We start from the raw sequence: 11,975 nt of genomic DNA on the forward strand, positions 1-11,975 counted from the left end.
TAAAGAAATAAATTTAAGGAATCATTCATCCTTACACAAACTATTTTACAGTCTCGAATATCAAAAACTTCTTCTTGATATAATTACTAAATATTTATATAAAGTAACAGTAATATATATGTTATTTATTACTTCTCTATGAAGACTGCCTTAATTTATGAATATAAGACCTTAATACAAAAATAGCAAATAAAATGTTTCCATATATTGTTATGTTATTAAACTATAATAAAAGCCAAATCTACTAATGATTTGGCTTTTGTTTTAATTTTGTTTTTCTCTTTTTCTTTGCCACTTAGCAATTAATGGTAAGAGAACACCTAAACCGATCATCAAAAGCGGTTCAACAATATTTAAGATTAACATATGCCACCAAGTAGATGATCCGGCTTTAGCATCGATTGGCACGATCCCAAAGGTTGCTCCGGTAACAGTAATAATTAGACACCACCAGCCGACAATAACAGCAAATGTTTTATTCTTAATGAAAACATATTGAGATGGAAATTTTTCTGGGTGAAGTCTAATTTTAATAAATGCCCAGAAGAGTAATCCAGTAACGTACGGAGAAACAATTCCGTTTAAGTTTAATAACTGATTAAAAATATCATTCACTGAAGGAAGAGTAGCACTCAAAAATAGAAGTACAGAACAAATTCCTGTTGTTAACCAATATCCGTTGATTGGTAAGCCATTCTTATCAGTTTTAGTTAATTGTTTTGGTAAGTATTTTTTGGCAGTATCTGATAAGAAGATTCTAGCACCACCATCAACTAAAACAGCTAGTTGGGCTAGCATATAAAGAGCTTGGGTAATGATGAAAGTGTATAAGAAAAATTTCCCCATACCGAATTTTTCTCCCATGGCTTGGAAGGCATAATAAGAACCATTCATCTTTAAGTCGTCAGGTAAGTGATGTGCATTAAAGAAGACGCCTAGTGCAAATGAACCAAAGATGGTTAGAAAACCTGTCATGATTGCTAGCATGTACATTGCTTTAGGGAAGTTTCTAGGTCCATCTTTCATCTCAGTAACATAAGGAGCAACAAATTCAGCCCCATTCATAGCAAAAATTAATAATCCTAATGACATTAGGAATTTCATATCAAAAGTTGGTAAGAAATTCTTGAAGTGGAAGGGTTGAGTAGCAATTCGGCGGCCTTCACCCAAATATACGATAGTCATAATTACAAAAAGAATGGTCATGATAAACATGGCACCACCACCGATGATAGATAACCATTGTAGCGAGTTAGCAAATCGGTGTTGGAAGAATATAAAGATGACAAAAATAATTGCCGTAAATAAGGCAAAAGCCCAATTACTCATTTCTTTGTCACTTAATGCATGTCCTTTAAAAAGCCATGCAAAAGAAACAACTGTTGAATTAGCTACATCAACTAAATATGGTAGTGAAACTACCCAGTAGCACCAAGCAGTAATATATCCCATTCGATCGCCAGAGGTGTGTCTTAACCAAGAAGATAAGCCTCCGCCATCATCTGAAAAAGTAGCTCCTAGTTGTCCGACGATTAATTCGTATGGAACTACAAATAGAATTAACAGTAATATCCAGTCACTAACTACAGCTAATCCTTGATTTTGAAAGTTATAGATAATGTCATCAAAACCAATAACTGTAACAAAGTCCATTAAGGCAATCACGGGCCAAGTTAGTTTTTTACGTTTTTGTGCTTCATCAAAAGTATCCAAAAATATTTTCCCCCTAAAAATCCTATACTATTATCATTTATCTAAATTTAGGAGGTGGGTTGAAGAAGTAGCTTCCCTGCATTCTATACCTCATTTCATATTTTATTTATAATCACGTTTTCTATTATACAAGAAGAAAAGATAAAAAAATTAAAAAACAAGCTTTACTTTTTTACACGGTGTCTGTATTATATAGTGTAACAGGTACGTAATACACTATAACGAAAAGAGGAGCTAAAATGAGTGAAGTAGTTCAAATTCAAAATATTACTAAGACTTATGGTAAAAAAGGTGAAAAACAATACCAAGCTTTAAAGGGCGTTAGCTTTGATGTGGAACGTGGTGAATTTGTTGGAATCATGGGTGCATCTGGTTCTGGTAAAACCACTTTGTTAAATATTTTATCTACATTAGATCAACCTACAACTGGAAATGTATACATTAATGGTCGCGATATTACTGGCTTAAATAAAAATCAAATGGCAGACTTCCGCGGTCAAGAAATTGGATTTATTTTTCAAGATTTTAACCTATTAGAAAATCTAACAAATCGTGAAAATATTGCTCTTCCTCTTTCACTTCAAAATGTAAAGAGCAGTCAGATTAATCCTAAAGTGGATAAAATTGCTAAGCGACTAGGAATTGATCATATTTTAAATAAATATCCAGCAGAAATCTCTGGTGGACAAAAACAACGTGTTGCAGCAGCGCGTGCATTAGTTCATGAACCAGCTATTCTTTATGGAGATGAACCAACTGGGGCACTTGATTCAAAGAGTGCTACTGAATTACTTGAAACAATGAAAGGTCTAAATGAAAATGATAGAGTTTCTATTTTAATGGTTACTCACGATCCATATTCCGCTTCATATGCTAGTCGAATTCTTTTCATTAAAGATGGTAAGATCGGAAAAGAAATTAAAAAAGATGGTAAAAGTAGAGAAGAATTTTATCAAGAAATTATTGCTGAATTAGGTAGACGTTAAGAATAGAAAGGAAATAATTATGCTTTGGAAATTATCATTAACCGGGATTAAAAGCCGGTTCAAAGACTATTTAGTCCTTTTTTCAGGCTTAACTTTTGCTAGTGCGATCTTTTATATGTTCATGACTCTAGCTACAAACCCAGCTTTCTTAAAGGGTTCACTAAGTATTGCTTTTAAAACTACCCAAATTGTTTTTGGTTTTGGAATTGCATTACTTTCTATTATTACTTTTGTTTATATTGTATATGCCAATAGTTTTTTGCTTAGTATGAGACAAAAAGACTATGGGATGTATATGATGCTAGGAGCTAGAACAAGTAAAATTGGAAGATTAATCTTTACCGAAACTCTTGTTGTTGGCTTATTAGCTACCTTATTGGGTACAGTCTTAGGGGTTGGATTAACACAGGGAGTTTCTAGTGTGTTGATTTCCCAGCTAGGATTGCAAATTCATAAATTTGTTGGTTTTTACTTACCAGCCTTACTTTGGACAATAGCTTTCTTTGCAATTCTGTTTTTCTTAGCAGCTTTTTGGAATCGTCATAAATTAGTTAAGTCAAACGTGATTAACTTACTTCATGAAGATCAAAAACCGGTTAAATTACATAGAAATAAATTATGGAAATTTATTGAAGCTATTTTAGGAATTGCGTTACTTGCTATTGGTTATTGGGCAATGATGCATGCAGCAAAATTAGGAAAAAAAACTATTCCAATAGCCTTCTTTACAATCGTTTTTGGTTCTTACTTTACTTTTGATTCCTTCTTTACAGAAATTATTGATTTACTTCGTAAGAACTTAGCTTACAAATATAAAAAATTACATTCCTTCACTTTAGGACAACTTAAGTTTAGATTAAGTGATTATACTCGAATTTTATCTACTGTCTCTTTATTATTTGCTCTTGCTTTAGGAGCAATTACTGTTGGATTGAACTTTAATAATATGACTGAACAGGCAATGCAAAGTACCTATTATGATGTAGTTCTGTATGGTCATAATAAAAAAGTAGATAATCAATTAAAGAAAGTCTCTGTAAAATCTACTACAACGTTTGACTATAAGATGGTGGTAGAAGGTAAAGGAAAAGAAAAAGCGAGAGTACTTTACATTCCAGAAAATCAAATCAAGAATAATCAGATCATGTATCAACATTATTCAAGAAAAAACGATATGAATCATTATGATACTAGACGTATTAAGGTAAGTGATTTTAAGAATAAGACTGATTTTAATGAAGCACAATATCAGTTAGTATCTTTAACTCCATATATTGATGCTCAAGCTAAAGTTGTACCAGAAACTCAATATAATCAAGTTAAGGCTAAAGTAAATAAAATTGAGCTTTTAAGAGTTAACGATTTTAGAAGTAACTTTAATAATATTGAGAAACTCCAAAACTTATCAGACACTCAAATGATGAGTTCACCAGAAGTTGATAAAGACGCAATTAATGTAAATCTCTCCAATTCTAAATCAGCACAATATCGCTTAGTTTCAAGTATGACCTCTGGTTTTGAATTTATGGGCTTCTTCTTAGGGTTAGCATTTTTAGCAATGCTTGCTTCAACATTAATGTTCAAAGTTTTATCTGGAGCAAACAGCGATAAACCAAGATACCAAATGCTTTGGAAGGTTGGAACAAGAAAGAGCCTCTTAAAAGCATCTATTGCAAAAGAAATTGGAATTTTATTTGCATTACCTGCTGCATTAGGTGTAGTTGACGTTTTATTTGGACTTCAATTATTCAAGTCTATTTTAGGGATGAACACTTACGACAAACTTTGGATTCCATTCACTATTTTCGGAGTTCTTTACGTACTTTACTACTTATTAACAGTAGTTTTATATCAACATATTGTTTTACAAAAAGAAGATTAAGTAAAAAGGCTTATCAATTTGATAAGCCTTTTTACTATACTGACATTTTATTATAGGAAGTAATCTTCATATCCTTGTCAGTCATATTCATAATTGTAATTGATGCATTTCTTGGACCATGGGCTAAATTATATTCTCCAGGAGCAAAGCGAGAAACAATACTTCTGATTGTAAAGCCATGGGTAACAAGAAGAATATTTTCAGCTCCATCTAATTGGCTGATTAAATCAAAGCCTTTATCAACGCGATTCCAGTATTCTTTTGCATTTTCAGCTTCGTGATATGGATCTGCTTCTTTCATGTAGTCCTTAATAGTGTTGATATCCACTTCTTTAAGTAATTCATCTCGTCTTGGATAACCGTGAGGGCCACCAATCATCCGCCATGCTTCGTCTGAATTCATCCCTTCAAAGAAGCCATAGAATTGTTCTCTAAAAAATGGTGTTGCAATGTGTTGCAACTCATCTCGGTTACAGTTTTCATTAATAATATAATCGCAAGTATCACTAGCCCTTTTTAAGTCGCTTGAGATAGCAATATCAAAAGGAACTTCACCCAAGGCTTTACCTGCATCCTTTGCACCTTGGATTCCTTCATCAGTTAGGGGTGTGTCACACCAACCCTGCATTTTATCGTAGCGGTTAATATAAGTTTGACCATGACGAACAATATAAATTCTCTTCATTTATAAACTCCTTGAATAACACTAATTTACATTATAACAAATCTAAAAAATCAAAATTTTAAACGGTGTATATAAAAATAAAATCAGTAAAATGCCTACTATAACTAATAAAATTGTGTTTCTTTTAGTTAATTTCTGATGTGTTTCTTCATCAATTTTATTATTTCTAAAATTACGACTTACATTAACTTGACGAACTATTAAAATCGCAATTAGCACTAAATAAATACTTAATCCAATAAACTCAAATATTTTCATTATGTTTTGTGTCTTTCGTTTATAGCATAGAAGTATTGTATCAAAAATTTTGAATATTCGGCCTAAGTATATTAACTTAATAGGTGAAAGAAGAGGGGTTTTTATGAGAGTTACAAAATTAGTAATTGGAATTTTAATGATTGTCTATTCAGTTTGGCTATTTATTCAGGGACTACTAGGTGGATTCTTGGGGATAATTTCTGAGAAAAACATGGTAGCAGGAATTATTGGAGTTCTCCTTTGCGGTCTGTTTATGGCCAACGGTATTGTTTATGTTTCAACTGAAAATAGTGATGGGCTAGGCGGTGATATTGCTGGCTTAGCGATGATGATTGTTGCTGGAATTCTAGGAATTATTGGCGGCTTTTATGCTGGTTTAATTTGGACCGGAATTTTAGCATTAGTAATTGGAATTGGATTCTTTGTTTGGCATTTAAAAACAAGATAAGAAAAGATCGGATTAGCTTAAATAGTTAATCCGATTTTTTAGGTCGAAATATTTCATCTATGGGAATTAAGTTTGTACAATTGAGTTGATAAGACCTATTATTTTGTGATGGAAAGAAGAATTATTATGAAATTTATGTCTTGGAATGTAAATGGCTTACCTTCTAGTTCAACGGTATCTATTCCAAGATGAAGCATAACTTCTAAACCAGATTCGGTTTTAAGACCTACAGCATGTTTTGTTTTAAAGATTGATACGACTGTAGCGGTAACCGGACTATAAATTTTTCCATTTTCTGGTTTAATTGCAAATCCTTCACCCATCATCTTTTGTGAAAATACTTAGTCATTAACTTGAGATATATCTTCAAAAGTTCCCTTGACAGGTGCCTTGAAAATAACCTCTTCTGACTTATGCACAGAATTTGATTGAGAATTAGGAACTTTATCCACTTGTGGATTATTCACGGGCGGCATATCTGGATGGGCGATAATGTCATTAATTTCTTGACTATATAGATCGGCTTTTCCACCAAAAAAGCCTAAAAATTGTGGTAATTCTACCTTACGATAGTGATTATGAAGGTAGGCAACAACTGATCTAATAACAATTGCACCTAATACCCCTGTATCAATAGTGTTTTTAGGTGAAAATAATTAGAGAAGTCCCAAGATTGTGGCTGTATATACTAGATAGGCAACGCCACCTGCTAGTCCAGCAGTTCCTTTATCTCCTTTTGCTAAACCAACTGCCAAACCAATTTAAAAGATAAGAGCTAAGTTATTAAAAACAGCACTTCCTGCAAAATTCATTATCTTTAGAATTGTTTGAAGCCATTCTTGATTAAGCCAAGGATAAGAGGTAACGGCAGCTTTATTGGTTAAAGCTCCGGAGTAAGCCGGCTACAGGTAAAATAGCTATTGGAAGCATAAAGGCTTGCCCTAGTTGTGAGAAGGCTTGGCCAATATGAGAAAATTTCTTAGACATGATTACGCCTCATTTCGTTACGCTCGGTTAATTTTCGAAAACTGAAGTAAAAGTTTTAGCAATTTGTAATGGGCGAGTGATTGCTCCTCCGACTACAATTCCTGCTGGGTTGATGTCAATAACTTGCTTTAATTGTTCTGGAGTATGGATTTTCCCTTCGGCAATTACTGGAAGACCTGCATCAACTAGAGCTTTAATTAAATCAAAGTCTGGGTGATCAGTTTTAGGACTTTCTTCAGTGTAGCCAGAAAGAGTAGTACCAACAAAATCAACGCCTGCCTCATAAGCATTTTTTGCTTCCTCAAAATTTGAAGTGTCAGCCATTAAAAGTTGATTTGGATACTTAGTTTTTATTTCTTTAATGAATTCATTTACTGTCTTACCATCATGTCTTGGACGCAAAGTTGCATCAATTGCAATTACTTCTACGCCAGTTTCAACTAATTCATCTACTTCTTTCATAGTTGGAGTAATATAGGGCTTTTCTGGTGGATAGTCCCGTTTGATAATTCCAATCATTGGAAGATCAACAATTTTTTTAATTTGTTTAATGTCTCTAACGGAATTTGCTCTTAAGCCTGTTGCGCCTGCTTCTTGGGCCGCTTTAGCCATTAGGGGCATAATTCCGCCTTCTTCTGTATAGAGTGGTTCGCCTGGCAAAGCTTGACATGAAATAATTAAGCCACCATGGATCTTGTTAATAAATTCTTCTTTGTTCATTTGTAAATATACTCCAAATAAATATAATTTTGGAGTTTTACCCCCAAATAAATAATATAATGAATTTTGTTTTTTATGCAAGCGTTTTCTTATAAAAGCATGATATAGTTGTAATCAGGATGTGAGACAATGGAATTTATACAGCGATACAATCAAAATAAAGACAAGCTAACTAAGTCAGAAAATAAATTGGCTAACTATATTGCGACTCATACTGAACATGTGATTTATGACACGATTAAATCGCTAGGGACTGCAACTAATACTGGAGATGCCACAATTGTTAGACTTTGTAAAAAATTAGGCTATTCAGGTTTCTCGGATCTAAAAATAGCTTTAGCACAAGATTCAATGATGACTACCTCAAAAAGTCATGAAGAAGCTCAAACATCTTCAGAGTTAAGTAGTAAAGTTTTAATTTCTTCAATTGAAAAAACAGAAGAATTGATCAATCCTTCTGTTTTAAAACAAGCAGTTAGTTTATTAGCTAAAGCGCGCCGAATTCATATTTTTGGTTTAGGACACTCAGGTGAATCAGCTAGAGACTATGAAAGAACCTGGCTTAGAATTGGTTTGATTGCCAATGCGGAGTCTGATCCGCATATTCAAGTTCAAGTTGCGACCTTATTAAGTAAAGATGACCTAGTAGTTGGCTTATCACTCTCTGGTCATACTAAAGACACTTATGATTCACTCAAAGTTGCTAAAGAATACGGCGCTAAAATTATTGCTATTACTAACGATCTTACGTCACCAATTGCTCAATTAGGGGATGTAAGTTTGCAGACGTCCGTTAGTGAATTTATGAATATTGGTACCGTAGCTGGTCAGGTATCACAATTATATTTATGCGATGTTTTAGCGCGAGAATATGAAAAGCTTAATAAAGTTGATGTAGATAAAATTAAGGAGCAGGCACTTGCAGCAGTTATGAAAAAATCTATTTAGCATAAAAAGTTAAATTCTGATAATAAAAATAGCCAAACTACTCAAGATAGAGTAATTTGGCTGTTTTTATATTTAAAATGTGTTAGTTATTTGATTACAGAAAAGTAGAAAGCATAAAGTTAATTATGCCTTTATGCTTATGTAAGTATTAAATTTATATTTTTATTATACAGGGTATTTAATATTAAGTTTAAAAATATGCTTGCTAAAATTCTATTAATATAATGTTGTTAATCGGTGACTGATTCTAATGCTCGGCTTTGTTGACGAGCTTTAAAAGATCGCTTGATTAGCTTCATTAATTCAACTTGTAAGATTGAGAATAGAGAAAGAATGATGACTACTAGCCATTGTCTTGATGTCAGATTAGTCAAATGAAAGAGAGATTGTAAGTTAGGAGTAAATAGAATAACTCCCATTAAAACTGCTGAAACGATAAAGGATACAATTAACCAAATATTAATTTTGTTTCCTCTAATCCAAATCGGATCAGTATTAGAATGTTGATTAAATGTGCGGAGCATTTGAGATAAAGCTAGAACACAAAAGGCCATTGTTTGACCAGCAATCGGATTATCAAAAGTGTCTCCAATCCAATAAGCTAATAGTGTCATTAAGGCAACAAAGATTCCTTGGCTGATAACACGCCAGACTAGATCTCTTTCAAATAAGGTTCCAGTCTTCACTGGTTTATGCTTCATAATATTTTTACTTGCGGGGTCTACTCCTAAAGCTAGAGCCGGTAAGCTGGCGGTAGCTAAATTGACCCAAAGAATATGAACAGCAAGTAGTGGTGCGTCCCAATTAAAGAGGGTAGCAATAAATAAAGTAGTAATTTCTGCAATATTACCGACTAGTAAAAATTGAATTACTTTCTGAATATTGCGGTAAACCTTTCGTCCCTCTTTAATGGCGGCAGTAATAGTTGTAAAACTATCGTTAAGTAAAATCATGTCTGAGACATCTTTAGCAACGTCAGTACCACTAATTCCCATCGCGACTCCGATATTAGCTGCTTTTAAAGCGGGAGAGTCATTAACTCCGTCACCTGTCATAGCTACCACTTCTTCATTTCGCTTTAGGCTTTGAATAATTCTTAACTTATCATTAGGTGAAACACGAGCAAAAACTGTGGTTGACTTAACTGCTTGATCTAATTCGCTATCTGTCATCTCGTTTAGTTCAGTACCAGAAATAACAGTATTTCCATTAGCATAAATGCCTAAATCTTTAGCAATAGCAACCGCAGTATTTTTATGGTCACCAGTAATCATAATAGTTTTAATGCCTGCTTCGCGAGCCATCTTGATTGATGCTTTAACTTCATCTCTAGCTGGGTCAATCATCCCAACAGCTCCTAAGAAAACTAAATGTTGTTCAATATTTTCATTTTCTTGCGGTAAATTCAAAATGGTTCGGCTGGCAAAACCTAAAACTCTCAGGGCTTGGTCAGACATCTTATGTGATAAGGCTAAAATGTTTTCTTTATCGGTCTTAGTTAATTTCTGCACTCCATTGCTTGTAGCAATGGAGTCACAGAGTGGTAGTAGTTCGTCCAGTGCTCCTTTAATGTAGGCAACATATTCATTGTTTATTTCATGAATTGTAGACATACGTTTTCTAATTGAGTCAAAAGGATACTCGCCAAGTCTTGGATATTCTTTTCTTAAGCTGGAGACAGAATATCCAAAATCTTGTGCTAGTGGAATTAAGGCCCCTTCTGTAGGGTCACCAATAATTTCTTCTGGACTAGCAGGACTAAGAGAAGCATCATTACAAAGACTAGCAGCATACATTAAGTCTTTATAAGCATTATTGTTTTTAACTGCTTTTTGAACTTTTAAGATCTTTTTGTTAAGGAAATCATCTCCGTTAGCTAAATGAGTTACTGTCATTTTGTTTAACGTTAGAGTTCCTGTTTTGTCAGAACAAATAACTGTTGCGTTTCCAAGTGTTTCAACTGCTGGTAGATTTTTGATTAAGGCATGTTCCTTAGCCATTCGCTGTACTCCAAGTGCCATAATGATGGTTGCAGTTGCTGGAAGTCCTTCTGGAATGATTGAAATAGCTAAAGAAATTGCTACTAAGAATTGTGGTAGAAGAGGACGTCCATAAAAAGCACCGATGGCAAAAATTAAAACACAAATTATTAAACCAATAATTGTTAAAATTTTTCCCACAGCGTTAAGTTTCCGCTTCAGTGGAGTATCACTAGTATCATCGTCTTCTAGCATTCCAGCAATTTGACCAATTTCTGTATTCATCCCAGTTTTAGTTACAATTCCACTTCCTCGACCATAAGTAACAATTGAAGAAGTGTAGGCCATATTTTTTCTATCGCCTAAGGGACAGTCAGGAGAAAGAACAGCAGCTGCATTCTTTTCACTGGCAATTGACTCCCCGGTTAAAGAAGCTTCAGCAATTTTCAAGTTATTGGATTGAGTTAGGCGTAGATCCGCCGGCACCATATCACCGTTGGTTAAGATAACTAGGTCGCCGACTACTAATTCACTAGCTGAAACAATTTTTTCAGATCCATTTCTAATTACTGTTGCAGTTGGAGCACTCATTGTTTTTAGAGCGGCAAGAGAAGCTTGGGCTTTCTTTTCTTGGATAATACCAATAATAGAGTTGATTATCACAATGAAGAAAATTACACCAGCTTCTACCCATTCATTTAAAAGAGCAGAAAAAGTAGCTGCCCCTAATAAAATTAAAATCATTGGATCAAAGATTTGCTCTTTGAGCATATTTAAAATTGACTTAGGAGGCTTTTTATTTAGAACATTATGCCCATATTTTTTTAAACGCCTTTCAACTTCTGGCTCGCTTAAACCAGCTGAGCTTGTTTCTAGATTTGAAAATAACTCGTCTTTTGTTTGAGAATACGCGGGAGGTTGTTTCTGACTATCCATAAAGGATATACCATTCCTTTCTTATGTTAAAAATATATAATTTCAATTTGTATAGCTTTGATAAATGTTTATATTTATAGATTTAAAGCTGATTATGTTCATAAAATATAGTATAAAATAATTGGCGATTTAAGTCTAAAAATATGCTTATACTAATATAATTTTGCTATAGTTAAGAGAGAAATGAGGGAAGGAACATGAAGCAACTTGATCAATCAGTTATTATTGGAATTTTTGGCTTAATTGGTCTGTTTATCGGCTTATTTGTCAAAAATATTATGGTGTGGACTTTTGTAGGAATTGCAGTTGGTTACGTAGTAACCTTTTGGATTCCATATTTTAAAAAGCAAAGTCAATTAAAAAAGAAAAATACAAAATGTGTCTGGGAAAAAACTAATTCCTAAGACATGAAAAAAGAACGATGATTTCCTTT

General features: G+C 33.5%; 10 protein-coding genes and 2 pseudogenes. 5 read left to right on the forward strand and 7 right to left on the reverse strand.

Annotated elements, in window-relative coordinates; all coding sequences use genetic code 11:
* Positions 1-264 precede the first annotated feature (264 nt).
* The gene (locus tag CP370_RS08215; protein WP_004896569.1) at positions 265-1,713 is read right to left on the reverse strand and encodes an APC family permease; all 1,449 of its coding nucleotides are present in this window, start codon (positions 1,711-1,713) and stop codon (positions 265-267) included.
* Positions 1,714-1,952: 239 nt separating this feature from the next.
* On the opposite strand from CP370_RS08215, the gene CP370_RS08220 reads away from it, so the two are divergent.
* Both CP370_RS08220 and CP370_RS08225 read left to right on the forward strand, forming a co-directional pair.
* Positions 1,953-2,699, forward strand: a complete 747-nt coding sequence (locus CP370_RS08220; protein WP_087285312.1) for an ABC transporter ATP-binding protein — start codon at positions 1,953-1,955, stop codon at positions 2,697-2,699.
* A gap of 19 nt (positions 2,700-2,718) precedes the next feature.
* Complete coding sequence (locus CP370_RS08225; RefSeq protein ID WP_087712634.1) at positions 2,719-4,581, forward strand: ABC transporter permease; 1,863 nt, start codon at positions 2,719-2,721, stop codon at positions 4,579-4,581.
* A 34-nt stretch (positions 4,582-4,615) separates the two neighbouring features.
* Here the strand turns inward: CP370_RS08225 and CP370_RS08230 are convergent, their stop codons facing one another.
* Together CP370_RS08230 and CP370_RS10095 are read right to left on the reverse strand one after the other, a co-directional pair.
* Positions 4,616-5,266 carry a histidine phosphatase family protein gene (locus CP370_RS08230; protein ID WP_087712635.1) on the reverse strand — a complete coding sequence of 217 codons (651 nt, stop codon included), beginning with the start codon at positions 5,264-5,266 and terminating at the stop codon, positions 4,616-4,618.
* Between the two features lie 42 nt (positions 5,267-5,308).
* Positions 5,309-5,524 (reverse strand): hypothetical protein, encoded by a 216-nt coding sequence (locus CP370_RS10095; protein WP_012846669.1) that lies wholly within the window; start codon positions 5,522-5,524, stop codon positions 5,309-5,311.
* 103 nt (positions 5,525-5,627) lie between these two features.
* Here CP370_RS10095 and CP370_RS08240 point away from each other — a divergent pair, with 103 nt between their 5' ends.
* On the forward strand, positions 5,628-5,972 hold the full coding sequence (locus tag CP370_RS08240; protein WP_087712636.1) for a hypothetical protein: 345 nt from the start codon (positions 5,628-5,630) through the stop codon (positions 5,970-5,972).
* Positions 5,973-6,121: 149 nt separating this feature from the next.
* Here the strand turns inward: CP370_RS08240 and CP370_RS10100 are convergent.
* The 3 genes and pseudogenes from CP370_RS10100 to CP370_RS08250 all read right to left on the reverse strand — a co-directional run.
* Positions 6,122-6,325: pseudogene (locus tag CP370_RS10100) on the reverse strand (PTS glucose transporter subunit IIA); the annotation flags it as partial.
* A 174-nt stretch (positions 6,326-6,499) separates the two neighbouring features.
* Positions 6,500-6,938 (reverse strand): annotated as a pseudogene (locus CP370_RS10105) (PTS transporter subunit EIIC); the annotation flags it as partial.
* Positions 6,939-6,986: 48 nt separating this feature from the next.
* Positions 6,987-7,679 (reverse strand): N-acetylmannosamine-6-phosphate 2-epimerase, encoded by a 693-nt coding sequence (locus CP370_RS08250; protein ID WP_004896580.1) that lies wholly within the window; start codon positions 7,677-7,679, stop codon positions 6,987-6,989.
* Between the two features lie 129 nt (positions 7,680-7,808).
* Here CP370_RS08250 and CP370_RS08255 point away from each other — a divergent pair, with 129 nt between their 5' ends.
* Positions 7,809-8,627, forward strand: a complete 819-nt coding sequence (locus CP370_RS08255; protein WP_004896581.1) for a MurR/RpiR family transcriptional regulator — start codon at positions 7,809-7,811, stop codon at positions 8,625-8,627.
* Between the two features lie 230 nt (positions 8,628-8,857).
* Here the strand turns inward: CP370_RS08255 and CP370_RS08260 are convergent, their stop codons facing one another.
* Positions 8,858-11,542, reverse strand: a complete 2,685-nt coding sequence (locus CP370_RS08260; RefSeq protein WP_087712637.1) for a cation-translocating P-type ATPase — start codon at positions 11,540-11,542, stop codon at positions 8,858-8,860.
* Positions 11,543-11,739: 197 nt separating this feature from the next.
* Between CP370_RS08260 and CP370_RS08265 the strand changes: the two genes are divergently transcribed.
* A complete protein-coding gene (locus tag CP370_RS08265; protein WP_087712638.1) occupies positions 11,740-11,946 on the forward strand; it encodes a hypothetical protein in 207 nt (68 codons plus the stop codon).
* The last annotated feature ends 29 nt before the right edge of the window (positions 11,947-11,975 follow it).

It is taken from the genome of Lactobacillus sp. UMNPBX19, assembly GCF_002553805.1.
Lineage (GTDB): Bacteria > Bacillota > Bacilli > Lactobacillales > Lactobacillaceae > Lactobacillus.

Excerpts from the sequence above, each read along its gene's own strand:
- CP370_RS08225 (WP_087712634.1), top strand. The coding sequence starts at position 2,719 with ATGCTTTGGAAATTATCATTAACCGGGATTAAAAGCCGGTTCAAAGAC.
- CP370_RS10095 (WP_012846669.1), bottom strand. The coding sequence starts at position 5,524 with ATGAAAATATTTGAGTTTATTGGATTAAGTATTTATTTAGTGCTAATT.
- CP370_RS08250 (WP_004896580.1), bottom strand. The coding sequence starts at position 7,679 with ATGAACAAAGAAGAATTTATTAACAAGATCCATGGTGGCTTAATTATT.
- CP370_RS08240 (WP_087712636.1), top strand. The coding sequence starts at position 5,628 with ATGAGAGTTACAAAATTAGTAATTGGAATTTTAATGATTGTCTATTCA.
- CP370_RS08260 (WP_087712637.1), bottom strand. The coding sequence starts at position 11,542 with ATGGATAGTCAGAAACAACCTCCCGCGTATTCTCAAACAAAAGACGAG.
- CP370_RS08230 (WP_087712635.1), bottom strand. The coding sequence starts at position 5,266 with ATGAAGAGAATTTATATTGTTCGTCATGGTCAAACTTATATTAACCGC.
- CP370_RS08255 (WP_004896581.1), top strand. The coding sequence starts at position 7,809 with ATGGAATTTATACAGCGATACAATCAAAATAAAGACAAGCTAACTAAG.
- CP370_RS08265 (WP_087712638.1), top strand. The coding sequence starts at position 11,740 with ATGAAGCAACTTGATCAATCAGTTATTATTGGAATTTTTGGCTTAATT.
- CP370_RS08220 (WP_087285312.1), top strand. The coding sequence starts at position 1,953 with ATGAGTGAAGTAGTTCAAATTCAAAATATTACTAAGACTTATGGTAAA.